Annotated in this window: 20 protein-coding genes; 17 read left to right on the forward strand and 3 right to left on the reverse strand. The window is 55.6% G+C overall.

Translation table 11 applies throughout. The annotated features are described in order from the left end of the window. Positions 1-125: 125 nt before the first annotated feature. The 11 genes from ACJ77P_RS04205 to ACJ77P_RS04255 all read left to right on the forward strand — a co-directional run bounded on the left by ACJ77P_RS04205 (position 126) and on the right by ACJ77P_RS04255 (position 9,755). Complete coding sequence (locus ACJ77P_RS04205; RefSeq protein WP_367359519.1) at positions 126-479, forward strand: DUF5320 domain-containing protein; 354 nt, start codon at positions 126-128, stop codon at positions 477-479. A gap of 159 nt (positions 480-638) precedes the next feature. After that, complete coding sequence (gene moaA, locus ACJ77P_RS04210) at positions 639-1,640, forward strand: GTP 3',8-cyclase MoaA (RefSeq protein WP_408999067.1); 1,002 nt, start codon at positions 639-641, stop codon at positions 1,638-1,640. A 47-nt stretch (positions 1,641-1,687) separates the two neighbouring features. Then, a complete protein-coding gene (locus ACJ77P_RS04215; RefSeq protein ID WP_408999068.1) occupies positions 1,688-2,212 on the forward strand; it encodes a gamma carbonic anhydrase family protein in 525 nt (174 codons plus the stop codon). A gap of 49 nt (positions 2,213-2,261) precedes the next feature. Next, entirely contained in the window at positions 2,262-3,290 is a 1,029-nt protein-coding gene (locus tag ACJ77P_RS04220) for a heterodisulfide reductase-related iron-sulfur binding cluster (protein WP_408999069.1), read from the forward strand. A 1-nt stretch (position 3,291) separates the two neighbouring features. After that, positions 3,292-4,674 (forward strand): FAD-binding oxidoreductase, encoded by a 1,383-nt coding sequence (locus ACJ77P_RS04225; protein ID WP_408999070.1) that lies wholly within the window; start codon positions 3,292-3,294, stop codon positions 4,672-4,674. Beyond that, positions 4,675-5,835 carry a (Fe-S)-binding protein gene (locus tag ACJ77P_RS04230; RefSeq protein ID WP_408999071.1) on the forward strand — a complete coding sequence of 387 codons (1,161 nt, stop codon included), beginning with the start codon at positions 4,675-4,677 and terminating at the stop codon, positions 5,833-5,835. A 73-nt stretch (positions 5,836-5,908) separates the two neighbouring features. Next, positions 5,909-6,658 (forward strand): DUF364 domain-containing protein, encoded by a 750-nt coding sequence (locus ACJ77P_RS04235; protein WP_367359513.1) that lies wholly within the window; start codon positions 5,909-5,911, stop codon positions 6,656-6,658. A gap of 33 nt (positions 6,659-6,691) precedes the next feature. Next, complete coding sequence (tsaA, locus tag ACJ77P_RS04240) at positions 6,692-7,243, forward strand: tRNA (N6-threonylcarbamoyladenosine(37)-N6)-methyltransferase TrmO (protein ID WP_408999072.1); 552 nt, start codon at positions 6,692-6,694, stop codon at positions 7,241-7,243. Between the two features lie 15 nt (positions 7,244-7,258). Next, entirely contained in the window at positions 7,259-7,510 is a 252-nt protein-coding gene (locus ACJ77P_RS04245) for an FmdB family zinc ribbon protein (RefSeq protein WP_408999073.1), read from the forward strand. After that, complete coding sequence (locus ACJ77P_RS04250) at positions 7,507-8,493, forward strand: radical SAM protein (protein WP_367359510.1); 987 nt, start codon at positions 7,507-7,509, stop codon at positions 8,491-8,493. The genes ACJ77P_RS04245 and ACJ77P_RS04250 overlap by 4 nt, the downstream gene beginning before the upstream one ends. Then, complete coding sequence (locus tag ACJ77P_RS04255) at positions 8,490-9,755, forward strand: cation diffusion facilitator family transporter (protein WP_367359509.1); 1,266 nt, start codon at positions 8,490-8,492, stop codon at positions 9,753-9,755. The genes ACJ77P_RS04250 and ACJ77P_RS04255 overlap by 4 nt, the downstream gene beginning before the upstream one ends. Here ACJ77P_RS04255 and ACJ77P_RS04260 read toward each other — a convergent pair. After that, a complete protein-coding gene (locus tag ACJ77P_RS04260) occupies positions 9,742-10,479 on the reverse strand; it encodes a DUF6125 family protein (RefSeq protein WP_367359508.1) in 738 nt (245 codons plus the stop codon). The two genes, ACJ77P_RS04255 and ACJ77P_RS04260, sit on opposite strands and share 14 nt — an antisense overlap. A 449-nt stretch (positions 10,480-10,928) precedes the next feature. On the opposite strand from ACJ77P_RS04260, the gene ACJ77P_RS04265 reads away from it, so the two are divergent. From ACJ77P_RS04265 to ACJ77P_RS04290, 6 genes are all read left to right on the forward strand, one after another. After that, on the forward strand, positions 10,929-11,972 hold the full coding sequence (locus ACJ77P_RS04265) for an Mrp/NBP35 family ATP-binding protein (RefSeq protein WP_367359507.1): 1,044 nt from the start codon (positions 10,929-10,931) through the stop codon (positions 11,970-11,972). 297 nt (positions 11,973-12,269) lie between these two features. Continuing rightward, positions 12,270-13,259 carry a tungstate ABC transporter substrate-binding protein WtpA gene (wtpA, locus tag ACJ77P_RS04270; RefSeq protein ID WP_408999074.1) on the forward strand — a complete coding sequence of 330 codons (990 nt, stop codon included), beginning with the start codon at positions 12,270-12,272 and terminating at the stop codon, positions 13,257-13,259. 13 nt (positions 13,260-13,272) lie between these two features. Then, positions 13,273-14,058, forward strand: a complete 786-nt coding sequence (locus tag ACJ77P_RS04275) for an ABC transporter permease (protein ID WP_367359505.1) — start codon at positions 13,273-13,275, stop codon at positions 14,056-14,058. Continuing rightward, positions 14,055-15,092 carry an ABC transporter ATP-binding protein gene (locus ACJ77P_RS04280; RefSeq protein WP_367359504.1) on the forward strand — a complete coding sequence of 346 codons (1,038 nt, stop codon included), beginning with the start codon at positions 14,055-14,057 and terminating at the stop codon, positions 15,090-15,092. The genes ACJ77P_RS04275 and ACJ77P_RS04280 overlap by 4 nt, the downstream gene beginning before the upstream one ends. A gap of 160 nt (positions 15,093-15,252) precedes the next feature. Further along, positions 15,253-16,626: a sigma-54-dependent Fis family transcriptional regulator gene (locus ACJ77P_RS04285; protein WP_367359503.1), complete on the forward strand. Its 1,374-nt coding sequence runs from the start codon at positions 15,253-15,255 to the stop codon at positions 16,624-16,626. A gap of 52 nt (positions 16,627-16,678) precedes the next feature. Next, entirely contained in the window at positions 16,679-17,017 is a 339-nt protein-coding gene (locus ACJ77P_RS04290) for a cytoplasmic protein (protein ID WP_367359502.1), read from the forward strand. A gap of 168 nt (positions 17,018-17,185) precedes the next feature. Here the strand turns inward: ACJ77P_RS04290 and ACJ77P_RS04295 are convergent, their stop codons facing one another. After that, positions 17,186-17,458: a hypothetical protein gene (locus tag ACJ77P_RS04295; protein ID WP_367359500.1), complete on the reverse strand. Its 273-nt coding sequence runs from the start codon at positions 17,456-17,458 to the stop codon at positions 17,186-17,188. A 94-nt stretch (positions 17,459-17,552) separates the two neighbouring features. Then, positions 17,553-17,807 (reverse strand): cytoplasmic protein, encoded by a 255-nt coding sequence (locus tag ACJ77P_RS04300; protein ID WP_367359499.1) that lies wholly within the window; start codon positions 17,805-17,807, stop codon positions 17,553-17,555. Between the last annotated feature and the right edge of the window lie 296 nt (positions 17,808-18,103).

The following is an 18,103-nucleotide window of genomic DNA, read 5'->3' on the forward strand; positions in this document are numbered from 1 at the left end:
CCACATAGGCTCGGAGTTCCCTGCGCCGAGCAGAAATGCCCGCAATGCGGAAGCACAATGGCCAGGGAGTAGGTTTTTGGGATGAAAAATGTTTAACGATCAAATTAATAAAGGAGGATGCCATCATGCCGAGAGGAGATGGAACGGGACCCATGGGAAGAGGTCCGATGACGGGGCGTAGAGCGGGATTCTGCTCATGGCTGGGAGCGCCGGGTTACACGGATGCTCCGCCGGCCTTCGGGCTGGGTTACGGCCGGGGACGCGGGTTCCGGAGCGGAGGTCGAGGCTGGAGAAATCGATTTTTCGCATCAGGATTTTGGGGATGGATGAGGCCCGCCGGGTATGGCGCACCATATCAAATCCCTGATCCGGAGATGGAAAAGCAGATGCTCAAAAGAGAGGCCGACGCCCTGAAAGCGGAACTGAGCGATCTCCAGAAGCGCCTGGACGAGTTGGAATCCGCAAAGGCTGCGGAATAAAAACCGCGGCGATCATTACCATGGCGGCCGCACGGATTATTCTTTCCGCGCGGCCGCCATGCGGGACATCCGGGCAAAAAAGACTCAAGTAGCTATGGAGACTTCCTGATCAACATGATAAAGGAGAGCCAAAAATCTTTTGAAGGTCGGTATTCCCGGATGGCTCTGGAACAAAAGGCCGATTTGACGGACAGACACCACCGGACCATCAACTACCTGCGTCTTTCCGTAACGGATCGCTGCAATCTGAGATGTGTCTACTGCATGCCTGACGAAGGGATGACCTTTATTCCCCACAGGGAAATCCTGACCTACGAGGAAATGCTGCATCTTGTCGAACTCTGTGTCGCCAATGGAATCCGAAAGATCCGGCTGACCGGGGGCGAACCCCTGGTGCGCAGGGGCATTATCTCCTTTATTGACAGGCTCAACAGGATAGAAAACCTGAAAGAAATCACCCTGACGACCAACGGCGTCCTCCTGAAAGAGTTTGCCCGTGACCTCCGGAAATACGGCATCTGCCGGATCAATGTGAGCATGGATACCCTGAAGCCTGAGAAATTCAATGCCATTACCCGGCGGCCTTTCTTCGAGAAGGTCTGGGAGGGGATTGAAGAGGCCGAATCGGTGGGGATGGCTCCCATCAAACTCAATGTGGTTGCCATGAAAGGCTTCAACGACGATGAAATCCTGGATTTCGCGCGCCTTACCTACCGGAAACCCTATCATGTGCGTTTCATCGAAATGATGCCCATCGGGGCGGCCGACGCCCGGATGAAAGGGTTTATTTCCAGCGGGGAAATTCTGGAGCGGATTTCAACCCTGGGGCCTGTCCGGCGCGTGGAATCCGAATCGATGGCAGGCCCGGCGGAAATGTACATCCTCGAAGGCGCCAGGGGTAGGATCGGATTGATCGGGGCATTGAGCCACCATTTCTGCGAGACCTGCAATCGGCTCCGCCTGACGGCGGACGGGCAGCTGCGGGGATGCCTCTTTTCAGACCGGGAAACGGACCTCAAGACCCCGCTGCGGGAGGGTCGGGAAGGCCCTTACCTGTCTGCGCTGATCCGGGATGCGATCTTAAACAAACCCAGGGGCCACGACCTCGACTTGAACAACCCCCGCAAATGCGTTCGGCCGATGAGCCGTATCGGCGGGTAACGAAATTATGGCAAAGATCTGCAGGAAGAAAGGAGCGAGTCCATCGTATGGCGATTTATTCATTCGGTGACCGGGTACCCAGAATCGGAAAGGATGTTTACATCAGTGATTCCGCCCGGGTGATCGGAGATGTCGAAATCGGGGATGGTTGCTACATCGGTCACGGGGTCATCTTACGCGGTGATTACGGAAGTATCCGGATCGGGCCGGGAACCGCCATTGAGGAAAATGCCGTGGTTCACATCGAGCCGGACGGGCTGAGCATCTTCGGGGAACGGGTTACCGTCGGCCACGGGGCGATTCTCCATGCCGATCGGATTGATGATTTCGCCGTGATCGGCATGGGTTCGGTGCTCAGTCTGAAAGTGACCGTCGGGAAATGGGCCATTGTTGCGGAAGGATCGGTTCTTCCCAGCAAGACCCGGGTCGAGTCGGGAAAATTCGTTGCCGGCGTGCCGGCAAAGGTGGTTGGAGATGTTCAACCGAGGCACAAGGAATTCTGGACCTGGGGCAAGCAGCTCTATGTGGATCTTGCCCGATCCTATCCGGAAAAGCTCAAACGACTGGATTGATTTTTCTTTCCAGGAGCAAAAAGAAGAGGGCCTTTGAAAGGAGGTCTTGATGTATCAGCTCAAGTTCGATGAAAAGCGGTGTCTGGCCTGCCCGGACGGGGCCTGTCTGGTTCAGTGCCAGTACCTGAAATATGAAGCCGACTCGGCCAGGAAAGAGATGGTCAAAATCTTCCGGGGTGAAGATTCCCCGGTGCTGCAGGACTGCGTCACCTGTTATGCCTGTGAGGAGTACTGCAAGCGGGGCAATCATCCCTTTTACCTGATCAACGAGAGGAGAGAGGACAAGGGAATCCTGACAGCCCCTCGCGCCATCACGCGGCAGTGGATCCATATCGGCGAGCCCAAGGGGAAGTATGAACTGGGCAGGATCGGAAAGATCGCCCTTTCCTTCGGATTCATGCCACAGTTGAAGGAGATCACGAAGGGCAGACTCTTCGAAGATGTGATGCCCTCCTACTTCTTCGGGCAGGAATTTTTCTGCAACGTCGTCTATATCCATTTTGCCAATACGGACGTGTTCAAGGAGCGCCTCCCCATGGTGATCGAAAATATCCATAAACTGGGTGTTGAAGAGGTGGTCTTTCTCCATGACGAGTGCTATGCCGCCTTTACTTCCCTCGCACCCGCCTACGGCATGGAGGTCCCTTTCAAATCGGTGCATTACTTTGAATACCTGTACAACCGCTTAACGGCGCTTAAGGATCTGATCAGGCCCTTAAATGTGAAGGTGGTCTACCAGCGCCCCTGCTCCAATCGGCTCTGCGGGGACAGTCATCTGTTTGTGCAGAAGATCATGGATCGGATCGGTGCAACCCTGGTGCAGAGGACTTACCAGGATGAAACCGCCCTGTGCTGCGGCAGCATCTTCCGGGCCATGTACGGCTATGACCTGATGGCCGATGTCCAGGGCCGGAACCTGGAGGATATGGCGAAAAGCGGCGCCGAATACTGCATCTTCAACTGCCACGGGTGCATGAACGCCCTGAGCCCCCTGGTGGCCGCTAGGGGAATGACCCCCCTGCACCTGATCGATCTGTGCCGGATGGCCATCGGTGAAAAGCCGGAAGGAGGGCGGTGATATGGATCACATTGTCCAGACCCTTGCCGGGATCGTGGGAAAGCCTTATGTTTCCGACTGCGCGGAAGAGCGGTATTTCTATGGAAGGGACCCCGGGCTGATGCCCCCTCATGCGCCCGATTACGTCGTCCTGCCCCGGTCCGTCGAGGAAATTCAGGCGATCGTCAGACTTGCGGGGCGGGAGAAGATTCCCCTGGTTCCCATGGGGGCGGGGATGTCCCTGAGCGGTCTTGTTATTCCCCAGAGGGGGGGGATCGTTCTGGACATGAAGCGCATGGACGGAATTCTGAAGGTCAACGAAGCCGCCCGCTATGCCGTGGTGGAAGGCGGCACCTCCACGGGTAAGCTGCATGCCCACCTCAACCGGTACTACCCCCGGCTTCGGTTCAGCACTCCCGATTCGCCCGCCGCCGCAACGGTGGCCGCCAATGTGATGATTCACGGGCAGGGGCGCCTGACCCAGCAGCAGGGATTCAATTCCGACATGGTTTCCGGCCTCGAGGTTGTCCTCCCGTCGGGTGAGCTGTGCCGGATCGGTTCCTGCGCCCTGTCCGACGACTGGTTTTCCAAAGGCCCCCCCCTGCCGGATCTCTCCGGGCTGTTTCTCGGCTGGTTCGGGGCGACGGGGATTCTCACCAAGGTGGGGATCAAGCTGTATCCTCGGAAAAAAATGCGGGATGTGGAGATCTTTATTACCGACAGTCCGGACTTCGTGCCGGGGATCCTTTACGAACTCACACACACGGAGATGGCGGAGGACATCAACATCTTCGCCCAGCCCCTGCCGTTGATCTTCAGCGGCAATCACCATATCGTGATCTATTTCACGGGAGACAGCGCGGAGGAGATGGAGTTCAAGAAGAGGACCCTCTTTCACGCCCTGGATGGGTTCATTAAAAACAAGGACGGCGGGTTCATGACCGTCGGCGAAGGGATGAAAAAAACGCTCCTGGACATGCCGCAGCGCAGCGCCACGACCTTTGCGGATGTGACCAAGGGAGGCGGCTTCGAATATTCCGGGCCGATCGTCCCCATCGACCGGTATCCCCAGTGCTCCCGGAAACTCGATGAACTGGCCGTTAAATATGACCTCAAGTATCACGCAACGGCCAGGATCATCGACAAGGGGCACGCCATGATGTTTGCCTTTTCCTTTACCTTCAACCGGGCGGATGCGGACATGCTGAACCGGACCCGGATGGCCCTTTCCGAAGCGAGCGAGTACGCCCTGTCCATCGGCGGACTCTTCTGGAAGCCGACGCTGGATGAGCAGCGGATCGCCCTGGAAAAGATGGATCCTCAGACCGCCAGGCTCATGAAGAGGATCAAGGAGGAGCTTGACCCTCAGGGAATCATGAATCCGGGAAACTGGGAGGGCATCTAAATGAAATACGCCGAGATCCTTCATCGCTGTTTCCGTTGCGGGTACTGCAAATTTACCCTGGACTACGAGAATTTCAACTGTCCCCCCTATCGGAAATACCGGTTCGACACCTTTGCCCCGGGCGGGAGGATGTGGCTGATCCGCGCCTGGCTCGACGGTGAGATCGAAAACAGCGAACGCTTTCAGGAAATTCTCTATTCCTGCGCCACCTGCGGAAACTGTGTCGAGCATTGCGCCTTTACGTTTCGGGAAAACCTGGTCGACATCTTCATCGCCGCCAGGGAAGAAATGGTCAATGGAGGGCGGATTCCCCCCCCCGTAAGGGATTACTTCAAGGCTATCTCGATCCACGGAAACCCCTACAATCTGCCGGCGGCCCAACGGTCCTCCTGGGCCGCGGACCTTCCCGTACAGCCCTATGACGGCCAGGAGTACCTGTTCTATGTCGGTTGTGTGGGGTCCTACGATGAGCGGGGCCGGAAGATCGCGCAGGCGGTGAGCCGGAATCTCATCCGGGCGGGTGTCTCCTTCGGAATCCTTGGAGAGCGGGAACCCTGCGACGGCAATGAAGTTCGCGTTCTGGGCGAATCGGGGCTTTTTGAATATCTCGCGGAAACCAACATCGCCCTCTTCCGTCAGCTGGGCGTTCGGAAGATCATCACCCTGGATCCCCATGCCTTCAACGCCTTTCGAAAAGAGTATCCCGCCTTTGGGGGAGATTTTGAGGTCCTTCATTATTCCCAGGTATTCAGTCGGCTGATCGAATCGGGGAACCTGAAACCGGGGAACTTTGCTGCCCGGGTGACGTTTCATGACGCCTGTTACCTCGGCAGGCATGGAGGTGAGTACGAAGCCCCACGCAACATTCTCAGGGCCATTCCCGGTGTCGAACTGGTGGAAATGCGCCAGAATCGGGCAAACACCCTCTGCTGCGGTGGCGGGGGAGGAAATTTCTTCACGGATATTCTGGGCGGGGAAGGGGACAGTCCCAGCAGAATCCGGGTCAGGCAGGCCCTGGAAACCGGAGCGGAAATCCTGGTCGTTTCCTGCCCGCAGTGCGCCAAAATGCTCGAAGACGCCATCAAGGCGGAAGGGTTGGACGGCAGGCTGACGGTCGCAGATGCCGGGGAACTTCTGGATGCCAGCCTCCGCGCGCATTAAAGGAGGGCGACTTCCGGCATGCTGTCTTCGCCGCCTTGGTTTTTCCTGAACGGTATTTTTTTGAGAGGTTTGTATGGAATTGGATGATCGGATGTACCGCTTTTTTGAGGCAAAAGCCCAGGACGTTCTCGTTGAACAGGTAACCCTGGGACTTGGCTATACGGCCGTGACCACCTCCGACGGGGGGATCGGCATCGCCTACACCTACTTCACCAACAAGGGCAGCTGTACCTTCGTCAACAGGTATGAAGATTTCGAGGGAAAACCCGCGCTGGAACTCCTGGAAAAGATCAAAAGTCCTCACCCTCTTGAAAAGACCATGGCTGTCGCCCTTGTGAATGCCCTCAACTACCGGCATGCCCTTTCCCTGCCGGAGGACAGGGAAAACAAGGTTCTTTTCGAAAGCTTTCGGATCGGGGAAAAGACGCGGGTGGCCATGGTCGGTGATTTCGCGCCCGTGGCCAGGATTCTGAAGGAGAAGGGGGCGCTTGTGGAGGTCATCGATATCGCCAGGGGTATTGGGAGCAGGGAAGATTTTTATGGCAAGCTCAGGGACTGGGCTCAGGTGATGGTTCTGACTTCGACTTCGATCCTGAACAACACGACGGAGGAAATCTTCCAGCATACCGGCAGTGAGGTGAAGACCGTTCTCCTTGGCCCCAGTACGCCCATGATTGCGGAAGTCTTTTCCCACCTTCCGGTGCACATGCTGGCCGGTACGGTCCCGATTGACAAGGATAAGGTGCTCAAAGCCGTCCGTCATGGTGTGGGGACTAGGGTCATCCAGAGGTTCAGCCGAAAATCCTATCTTTCTTTAACGTGATCTGTGCCGCGCCGATTTTTGGAGGAGCAAAGAATGAAAGAAATAAAATCTGAAGACAGGAATAGCACGAGGGGGTCGTTAATCAAGTCGGGCATGGAGGAAGCGGTCGTCATCTATCGGCCCATCGGGGTCATCTACAGCGAACATACCATCCCGGAAAAGACACCCATCCAGCCGGTATACGCTCGCGGATGTAAAGGAGAGGTGAAAATATATCCGGAATTTGATGAGGGATTGAGCGATCTGGACGGTTTTTCACACCTTTACCTGATTTACCATTTTCACCGGGCGGAATCGCCGCAGTTGATGATCAAACCCTTTCTCCAGGATGTGATGCGCGGCATTTTTTCAACCCGGGCGCCCCGCCGCCCCAATGCCATCGGGTTGAGCATTGTTGAGTTGATCCGCCGTGAAGGGAATGTGCTTCATCTCGATGGAGTGGACATACTGAACGGCACGCCCCTCCTGGACATCAAACCCTATACGGCCAAGTTCGACTTCGTTCAGACCACGCGCAACGGTTGGCAGGACGAGGTGGACGAGGAAACGGCCAGGCAGCGGGGAAAGCGGGACTATTCCAAGTGATCGGAGGAGAAAGCAATGCCCACCTATGAATACGAATGTGAACTCTGCGGTTTGAAGTTCGAGCGTCAGCAGGCGATTTCTGAGGGCCCCCTGTCGGAATGTCCTGAGTGCCGGGGAGCGGTCCGGCGGTTGATCAGCGGCGGAACAGGATTCCTCTTCAAGGTTTCGGGCCGGGGCCGGGAGGGATGCTCTCTGGAAAGAACGGGAAGGACCTGCTGTGGCCGGGAAGAGCGCTGCGGGAATGCATCATGCGGAGAAAATTCATGAAAAAAAGCACTTTTCAGTATGTTTACGGACCTGTCCCGTCGCGTCGTCTGGGCCGCTCGCTGGGGCTGGATCTGGTCCCTTTCAAGGCCTGCACGTTTGATTGCGTGTACTGCCAGATTGGCCGGACCACCAACAAGACGATGGAAAGGAGGGAGTATCTTCCCGCCGAGGCCATTCTGGAGGAAGTAAAACGGAAACTTGTGGAAAGGGACCTCCCGGATTACATTACTTTTTCAGGATCCGGAGAGCCGACGCTGAACAGCCGGATCGGAGACCTGATCCGTGAGGTCAAGGCCATGACGAACATTCCTGTCGCCGTTCTGACCAACGGCTCCCTGTTGTGGATGAAGGAGGTTCAGGAGGATCTGATGGCGGCCGATCTTGTCATCCCCTCTTTGGACGCCGGGGATGAAAAACTGTTCAAGTATGTGAACCGGCCCCACGGAGATCTTTCCTTCGATCAGGTGGTGAACGGGCTCATCGAGTTTACCCGGCGGTTCCCAGGGCAGGTGTGGCTTGAAGTCTTGCTGCTGAAAGGTGTGACCGGCTTGTCCTCCCATGTCGAAAAGATTGCCGCCCTGGTAAAGCGCATTGCACCGGACCGCGTTCAACTCAATACGGTCTGCCGTCCACCCGCAGAGGAATTCGCCTTTCCTCTTTCTCTCGAGGAGCTGCTTTCCATGAAAGAGCTGTTCCCTGGAAAAGTGGAAATCATCCGCGAGGAGGGTTCGGGTCATTTTGAAGCTTCGGCTTTTTCCGAAGGCAGGGAAGAGGAAGTCCTGGCCCTGCTGCGGAGGCGTCCCTGCACCTCCGAGGACATCGCGGACGGCCTCGGCATCCATGTAACGGAGGCTCTCAAGCGCCTGAACATCCTGGTGGACCTTGGAAAGGTGAACTCCATCGTATCAGGCGGACGGAACTTCTACATTGCAAAGGGCGTACAATCGGCCCTGAAGATGGAAGAGGAAGAAGGGGATCCATGAAGAAACCCGCGGTCGGCAGTGGGATTCTGTCTCCCTTCCGGTCGGATGCCCATGACGATCCAGAGACGAAATTGATCGGCAGGGTCGCCCTGTATGCCTTCCTGTTGAATCTCGGCCTGGCGGTCATGAAAGGTGCGCTTGCGCTTTGTTCAAACAGCCTCGCCGTCACGGCGGGGGCCATCGATTCCGCAACCGATTCCTTTGCTTCCCTTGCCCTCTACGGGGGGCTAAAGCTTTCCACCAGAAGGACGCCTTCCTTTCCGTCGGGGCTTTACAAAGTCGAAAACCTTCTCTCCGTCTTTGTTGCACTGTCCATCTTTTTTGCCGGTTTTGAAATCGCACGGGAGCTGTTTACCCGAGACGCTCTGTCGCCGCAGATTTCACTGGGCGTCGTCACCCTGCTTGTGGTAGGCGTGGCGGCAACCTACCTGTTTGGCCAGTACGCCATCAGGATCGGCAGACAGACGGAATCTCCGACTCTGGTTGCCGAAGGCCGACACCGGCAGGTTGATGTCCTTTCTTCCCTCGTCGTGCTGGTTTCCGTCCTGCCGGACTATTTTGGATGGCATATCTCGCTGTGGGGCCTCTCCATCGATCAGATCGCCGCGGGAGCCGTCCTGGTTTTCATTGTCCGTGCCGGTTGGGAATTGCTCTCCAACGGTATGAGGGTCCTGCTGGACGCCTCCCTGGATTTCGAAACCCTTGACATGGCCCGAAGCATCCTGAGGAGCCATCCCTTGGTTGTGACTGTCCAATCGCTGTCAGGACGAAACGCGGGCCGTTTCCGATTTCTTCAGGCCAATGTCATCCTAAGGACGGGAGATCTTGAAAAAGCCCATCAGATCAGCCTTTCCCTCGAACGCAGCATCCGTAAACAAATCCCGCATGTGGAGCATGTAACCATTTCTTATGAGCCCCGTCCCCGTTCCCACCTCCGTTTTGCAGTTCCCCTGTCGGATCGCTCAGGGACTGTCAGCCGTCATTTCGGCGAGTCCCCCTTCTTCGCCGTCCTGACGCTTCGCCTCGCCGATCATGCTCTTCAGCAGAAGGAGATTATGGAAAATCCCCATAAGGACGTCGAAACGGCCAAAGGCATCCGCGTGGCGGAGTGGCTCGTCGAACAGAAGGTGGATCAGGTTTTCATGGCCGAGGATTTTTCGCACAAAGGCCCAAGCTACGTTTTCAGCAACGCCGGCGTTGATGCGCAGAGGACCGATGCGGAAACCCTGGAGGAAATTGTCGCCGCTATCAAGGAAGAGTGAATTTCCAGGAGCAGAACCAGTCCGCGGGATGCGGATCGGGAGGGCAGGCGACGCACTGCGTGACGATGGCCGGGTCTATCGTCCGGGCAAAGGTTGAGTATTCGATGATCCCTCCCGACTTGCAGGGGTAGTCCTCCATGCCCTTGCGGTTCCGGATGTCCTGCACCCGGCAGCGAATCATCCTGTAAATCAGCGTCCGTTCATCCGGCCATTCGAAGGAGTGCTCATTGATGTTTGCATAGAGACGATGTTTCAGCGCCGCCTCCAGGGCTTCCAGGCCGCCTCTTTCCGGAAGACCGATCAGGGTTTTGATGTGAAAGGCCTCAAGCGGGGAGAAGCGGCTCCAGCAGATGTCGTTGGATCTTTTGGCCGTATCAAGATCGAAGCTCTTTTCAACGCTCTGAAACCAGACCCCATCGGCTGCCAGCCAGTTGATCGAAAGGGCGGAAAGGATTTCCAGAAGCTCATCGTCGGATTTTTCGAACAGCTGTTTCGGAATGCCCCTGGCATCGGCTTCAAATCCGAGAACACGCCCCATACGCTTCATGGCGATGGGGAACAGGGTCTGCCAGGTCGCTTCATCCAACTCCATGGCGGTATGCAAACCAAGCTGATATTCAACCTCTTTGAACCATAATCCGTAGTGGAGGAGAGTCAGTCTCAGGCTGTCGACAATCTGCAGAATCAGTTTTTCCTTATGTTCCGCTGCCGCGTTTTCTTTCATATCCTCATCCTTTACCGTTCTCATGTGCGTCGTGCGCTTCGACAGAAACGTCGGGCTCCTTTCAGCTTCCGCAGCTCCTTCGAGAAGTGTGCCATTCCAGCAAGGACGTCCGCAAAACAACCCCCGGCGGCCCCGCCAGGCTGCCGGGACCGGATGAAGGCAACGCACGAGACGGCTTTTCATCCCGGCATGCGCCCGGACAGTGCTTTTTTCCGGGAGGGGTTTCCGAGTCAGTCATCATCCGAGTATTGCAATATTGCGACGATCTCCCTGTGTTCACGTTTGCATTTCTGCGCATATCCGCTGCGGAAAAGCCCCCTTGATCATGCAGGTGGTCCAAATTGCTGCGCATGAATTCGTATGGCAACCTTGTATCCATTCTGGTATGTTTTGTGCCCCTGTCGGGGAAATGACGTTCATGTCGGGAAAAACGGAAAGGTGGAGTCGCCATGATAGACGAGTTCAAAATCAGAGAGGCTGTCAAGTCTGTTCTGGATCCGGAGTTGAAAAAAAGCCTGCTGGATCTGGGGATGATTCGCGATATTCATGTGGAAAATGGTCAGGTTTGGCTGACCCTGGCGCTTTCGACGGCAAGATGCCCCAGGAAGGACGCCATGGTTGAGGAGATCAAGGGGGTGCTGGGGAAACTGCCGGGAGTCGCCGGGGTGGATGTCCGACTGGCGACATTGAGCCACGAGGAGCTCGAAAAACTGTTTCCGAAACATCCCCTGGTCGGTCTGGAAAAGGTCCGCCATGTGCTGGCCGTTGCAAGCGGCAAGGGCGGCGTGGGAAAAACCACCATAGCCGTTAATGTCGCCTTGGCGCTGGCCGGGAGGGGGCGCAGGGTGGGGCTTCTCGACGCCGATGTTTACGGGCCCAGCGTTCCTGTCATGCTGTCGCTCGAGGGGGTGCAGCCGGAAGAGGAAAACGAGGCGATTCTTCCAGCGGAAAAGTTCGGCCTCCGGATTATGTCGCTGGGCATGCTGACGGCAAAGGGCCAGCCCATTGTCTGGAGGGGGCCGCTGGTTGCCAAGGCCATCAAACAATTGCTGGGGCAGGTCATGTGGGGCGACCTGGATTATCTTGTCTTGGATCTCCCGCCTGGAACCGGGGATCCTTCCATTACCATCGCGCAATCTATTCCTCATGCCGCCATTCTGATGGTGACGACGCCCCAGGAGGTCGCCTTGGCCGATGTCCGCAGGTCCATCGACCTGTTCCGGAAATTCGGGATGGTCATCGTCGGTCTGGTGGAGAACATGTCCTATTTCCAGCCCGATCATTCCGGGAAACCGATTGCGATTTTCGGCGAAGGTGGAGGAGAAAAATTAAGCGAGGAATTCGGGCTTCCCCTGCTGGGTAAGATTCCCATCGATCTCGCCATTGGAAGAGGCGGCGACTCCGGCGTGCCCCTGATGGTCTCATCGCCCGATTCCGAAACCGGCCGTGTCTTCCAAGGCATTGCGGACAGGATCGTGGCTGCAAGCGGATAGGGGAAAGCCGTCGGACGAACCGGATCGAGGCTCCCGGATTTCCTGCGGGGCGATTCTGTGGCCTTTCAAAATGACAGCAGTTGCAATATCGCGACTCTTTTTAAGCCACTTCCGATCTTTTGAACCGATAAACTATTGAACTACCCGATTATTCGATGAAATTTAAATATGCCATATATGGCATGCTTTATGATGTCCCTTTTACCCAATTCAAGATCTGCTTGCATCACCCCGGACTGAATCGGCCGATTCCCTGCCGGAGAAGCGGTCACATTTTTGCGCAAGGAGGAGAGAATCATGGGAAGATCTTTTGCTGGGAGAGGATTCATCGTTTTTTTCATCATAGGCATTACCGCATTTCTATCGCTGCCCCGGGCCTTTGCCGAACCGAAAGGGACCGTTGTCATGTTTCATGCCGGCAGTCTGACCATGCCCTTTGAGGCCATGGAAAAGGCATTCGAGACGAAGTACCCCGGGGTGGATCTTCAGCGCGAGGCCAGCGGAAGCCAGGCCGCGGCACGGAAGGTTACCGATTTGAACAAACCCTGCGATATCATGGCATCAGCTGATTTCAAAGTCATCGATAAGCTTCTGATTCCCAAATTTGCAGACTGGAACATCCGGTTCGCCACCAATCAGCTCGTTCTCTGCTACACCGAGAAGAGCCGGTATGCAGATCAGGTGAACGCCCGGAACTGGTATGAAATTCTGCAGCGCAAAGGCGTGGTCTGGGGCCACTCCGATCCGAATCTGGACCCCTGCGGATACCGCGCCCTGATGGTGCTCCAACTGGCGGAGAAATACTACCGGAAGCCCGGTTTGTACGACAGGCTTCTTGCAAACCGGCCTCTGGAAAATATCCGGCCCAAGTCAGTCGAGCTGGTGTCCCTGCTTCAGACGGGGAACATGGACTATGCGTGGGAGTATCTCTCCGTTGCCGTTCAGCATGGGCTGAAATACGTTGTGCTTCCCGACAAGATCAACCTGGGGAATTACAAGGAGGATCCCTTCTATTCCCAGGCCGTGGTGAAAGTGACCGGCAAAAAGCCCGGGGAATATATGGACATGAAAGGGGAGTCCGTCACTTACGGGGTTACTTTAATCAAAGATTCCCCGAACAGGGAAGCGGCGATTGCCTTTCTCGACTACATGCTTGATCCCAAAGGAGGTTTGAAAATCCTGAAGGATCAGGGGCAGCCCCCCTTTATCCCCTGCCGTGTGCCGACGGAACAGATGAAATCCATGCTGCCGGAAAAGCTGAAAAAGCACGTTACGGTAAAGGATTGACAGGACGTCCGTCATGGGAAGGAAGGGGTCGTTCTTCTGGGTCTCGTTTTCATGCGGCATCATGGTGCTGACGTTTATTCTCCTGCCGCTCGTTGAAATGCTGACGGCCCCCTCCGGAGCCATGCTCAGGGAAACTCTTCAGGACAGGAATGTCATCCGATCCATCTGGCTGAGCATCTATACGGCCGCCTCTGCCGCGGGGATCTCCTTTCTGGTCGGGACCCCGCTGGCTTATCTTCTCGCACGCTCGCAGTTCCGGGGCAAGCATCTCATCGAGAGCGTGATCGACCTGCCAATCGTGATTCCCCATCCCGTGGTGGGCATTGCCATCCTGGGCGTTGCCGGAAAGAACCACTGGCTGGGGCAGTATCTGCAGGAGTTCGGTATCCGGATCATGGGAAGTACGACAGGCATTATTACCGTGCTGACCTTTGTGGGCATGCCCTTTTACATTAACGCCCTCAAGGCCGGCTTCGAGGCCATTTCCCCCCGGCTGGAAAACGTTTCCCGGAGCCTCGGCGCCTCCATGTGGAGTACCTTCGTCCGGGTCACCTTTCCCCTTGCGTGGCGGAGCGTCCTGGTGGGTTTGATCATGTGCTGCGCCCGCTCCATCAGCGAGTTCGGGGCCGTTGTCGTGGTGGCCTATCATCCCATGATTGCGCCGGTCCTTATTTATGAACGTTATGAAGGATACGGGCTCCAGTACTCACAACCTGTGGCGGTCTGGCTTGTCCTTGTATGCCTGTCGCTTTTTCTTGCTCTCAGACTTCTCGCTCTTCCGCAGAAAAAGGTATCATGATCGATATCAGGAACCTCAACGTTCATCTCGGTGAATTCCGCCTCAGGGACGTCAGCCTTTCCATTGATCCGGGAGAATTCTTCGTGCTCATGGGACCAACCGGTGCCGGGAAGACCGTGCTCCTTGAGGCTGTTGCCGGACTGGTCCCCGTTCTCGGGGGAAACATCTTCATCGGCGGCCGCGATGTCACCCGAATGCCGCCGGAAGAGCGGGGCATCGGCATCATGTACCAGGATTACGCCCTGTTCCCCCACCTGACGATTGTCCGGAACATCAAATACGGTCTGCGCTATCACCGCCTTGATAAAGAAACAGCACAGAAGCGTTTCGGGCGGTTGGTGGATGACCTCGGCATCGGCCACCTGCTGAAGCGCTACCCGGAAACCCTTAGTGGAGGGGAGCTTCAGCGGGTGGCGCTGGCGAGGGCTCTCATGGTGGAGCCCGGGATCATTCTTCTTGACGAGCCTCTGTCGGCGCTGGATCAAAATTTCAGAGAAGAAATCCGTCTGCTGCTCAAGAAGATAAACCGAAGCTCCCACATCACCTTTTTCATGGTGACTCATGACTTTTCCGAAGCCCTGACTCTTGCCACCAAGGCAGCCATCATGTGCGAGGGGGCCATTGCCCAGACCGGATCGATCCGTGATCTCTTTTCGAAGCCTGCATCCACCTTTGTGGCGTCTTTCGTAGGAATGAAGAACGTCTTTTCAGCTCAATTCAACGGCAACCAGGCCTGTGTGGACAGTCTCACCATCGAGGTGCCTCAGCCGCACCATCATTCCACAGGCTACATCGCCGTCAGGCCGGAAGATATCGTGATCAGTCTTCAACCGTTCGAATCAAGCATCCGCAACGCGTTTCCCGGCATGATCTGCGGAATGATCGATCAGGGCTTTCTTTACGAGGTCCACATCCGCGTACGGGCCGTAGTCTTCAAGTCGCTCGTAACCAAGGGAGCGGCCATTGATCTGGCTCTGGATATCGGTGCGGGCGTGCACATTTTCTTCAAGGCCTCGGCTGTTCACGTCTTCTGACCATGGCGGAAGATGTCTGATCGGCCGTTGACATATAAACCTCCGCTGCCTATACTTCAACCGTATCGGCTGCAGCATCGTGACGGTCCTGCAGGAAAGGAATGGATTCCGGCTCTTTAGGGAACTGAACCCGGTCGAGAAAGGGATCCCAACAGCAGCAATGAGTGAACAGAACAAAAAAACCGCTCCCCGGGAAAGGGACATTATTCTCGACTCCATTGCCGATGGCGTCTTTTCCGTGGATGATCAATGGCACATCACGTCCTTCAACCGCGCGGCGGAAAGGATTACCGGTGTTCCTTACGAGGACGCCATCGGGCAGCGGTGCAAGGATGTGCTGAAAGCGGAGATCTGCGACCGCGGCTGCCTTCTGAAAAAAACCATGCAGACGGGAAAACCGGTGGTCAACCGCACGGTCTACATCGTCAATGCCGAAGGTCGTCGGATGCCCATCAGCATTTCTACGGCGCTGCTGCGCGATGAAGAGGACCGGATCATCGGAGCGGTGGAAACCTTCCGGGATCTCAGCCTGGAAGAGCAGCTCCGCAAGAAAATCGAGGGGCGCTATTCCTTCGAGGACATTATCTCCCGGAATCATCGGATGCACGAACTGTTCAGCATCCTGCCGGATATGGCGAACAGCTCCAGTACGGTCCTGATCGAAGGAGAGAGCGGAACGGGAAAGGAACTCATCGCCAAGGCCATTCATAACCTCAGTCCGCGGAAAAGCAGGCCCTTTATTGCGGTCAATTGTGCCGCTTTGCCGGATACGCTTCTGGAATCGGAACTCTTCGGATACAAGGCCGGGGCCTTTACGGATGCCCGGAAGGACAAGCCGGGCCGCTTCAAACTGGCGGATAAAGGGACCCTTTTCCTCGATGAAATCGGGGATATTTCTCCGGCCATGCAGGTTCGTCTGCTCCGCGTTCTTCAGGAAAAGACCTATGAGCCTCTGGGTGCGGTGGAAAGCATCCGCCACGATGTCCGGATCATCGCGGCGACAAACAAGAAGCTCTGGGATCTGGTCAAGGAGGAGAAATTCCGGGAGGATCTCTACTATCGGATCAATATCGTGAGACTGGAGCTTCCCCCCTTGCGGGAGAGAATGGAGGACGTCCCTCTCCTGGTGGACCATTTCATCGAGCATTTCAATGTCCTCCAGGGCAAGGAAATTTCCGGCGTAACCGATGAGGCCTTGGCCTGCCTGATGACCTACACATATCCCGGCAATATCCGGGAGCTTGAGAATATCATTGAACGGGCCTTCATTCTCTGCAAATCGGGGATGATAGACCGGGTCCATCTTCCGGAGCCGGTTTGCGGCATCGCCGGTTCCCCGGAAATGCCGGCGTTGGACGCCATGTCCTTCCGGGACATGGAAGCGATTTTTCTGACCAATGTACTCCGGCGGAACTCATGGAACAAGAACCGCACGGCCCAGGAACTCGGAATACACAAAAGTACGCTTTTTCGAAAACTTAAGGCGCTGGGCATCCAGTCGCCGGGCAGGGTGACGGAAAAGGGGGAATCGTGAGTGCAGGGTTGCTTTTTAAAAAAATCTCGTGATGTTCGAAGGAGGGTTTGAAATGAACCAGTTCGTTATTTTTGCTTTTAACGGAAACCCGATGTGCTTTGTTCATGTGCTCCTGAATGCCCTGGATCTGGAAAGCAAAGGGATGGGCGGGAAGATTGTCATCGAGGGTGAAGCCGTGAAGCTGGTCGAGGAAATGGAAACGTCGGGGAACCCTCTCTACAGAAAGGCAAAGGAGAAGGGGTTGATTGACTGCATCTGCAGGGCCTGCTCTTCGAAAATGGGCGTGCTCGAGTATAACGCGACCGTGGGAATCCCACTGGGAGGCGACATGACGGGACATCCCTCCTTTTCATCCTATATCGAAAAAGGCCATCAGGTTATTACGCTTTAAGCCGCGCCCCTGTCAAAAGAGCCTGGCAGCGATTTCCGGGCCACGGCTCCATTCTGGTGGGGCAGGATTTGTTGTTCTGCTTTCTACGCGTTATTTTCGGCATCAGGAGAAGCGCGCCGCCCGTCGGCCATTTTTTCGGCTGTTTTCCACCGGGGGAATGAAGTCCCGTTATCCGGCGCGGCGACGGTGCGCAGCCTCTACACCCCAGCGGATGGCCGCCAGCAGTCCGAGAAAGGCCAATGCCAAGGAGCACCAGACCAGGGCTTCGAACGCCAGCAGATAATACTGGGACGGATCGACCGCGATCCGTCCCAGTACAAAGCCCACAATAATCAGGGGAATGAGCGCCGCAAGCCTCCAGAAGCCTCTCCAGCGCCGAAGAGCGAAGATCTCCGCGATAAGAAACCCGATAAAAAGTGCGAACACAAGATCCATTAACATGGTTGATTTTCTTCTTTCCTGTTTTCCGGCAACCGGTCGCCGTGTGAGGTTTGAAATGAGCGCGGGGTATTTTCCGGAAAATGTTCCGGGAATTTCATATCTCTTCCTCCTTGAGGAACAGCAGGTGATATTCCGATTCGGTCAGATATCTCTTCAGCATTTTTCCCATCACATCGAATACCTCCGCTAAATCTTCATCGCTCATCCGTTTCAGGATCGTTTTCATCAAAGAGTCATCGGAAAATTTTTGCAGGTACAACTGAACGGTGTCTTCATCGGTCTGCCTGTCCAGGCCATAGCCTACAAGCCCCTCATAGGTTTCCACAAATCGGTGGGTGTGTTTTATCATAACAGTGTGTCAGCCCCTTTTCTGGTTTCATTATGTTACGATGTTCAATAAATCAAATCTGGGGGAAGATATCAACCAGATCATGGCAAAAGGAATCATGGCGATGTCTATCCCGTCCCTTTGCCCGGTGGGCGTCGTGAAAGGACTAAAAGAATGATGCGCAGAAATGCAACTTTCTCTCTCGGACAATGTTCCATTATTGCAATGCTTCATCCTGCCACTGCTTCATGATTAGATTGAAAGCTCTTTAAATCTTAATGGATTACAACTTAAAAAGTCTCTTGTTGCTTCTGGCA

The organism is Syntrophus buswellii (genome assembly GCF_046097065.1).
GTDB classification, from domain to species: Bacteria; Desulfobacterota; Syntrophia; order Syntrophales; family Syntrophaceae; genus Syntrophus; species Syntrophus buswellii.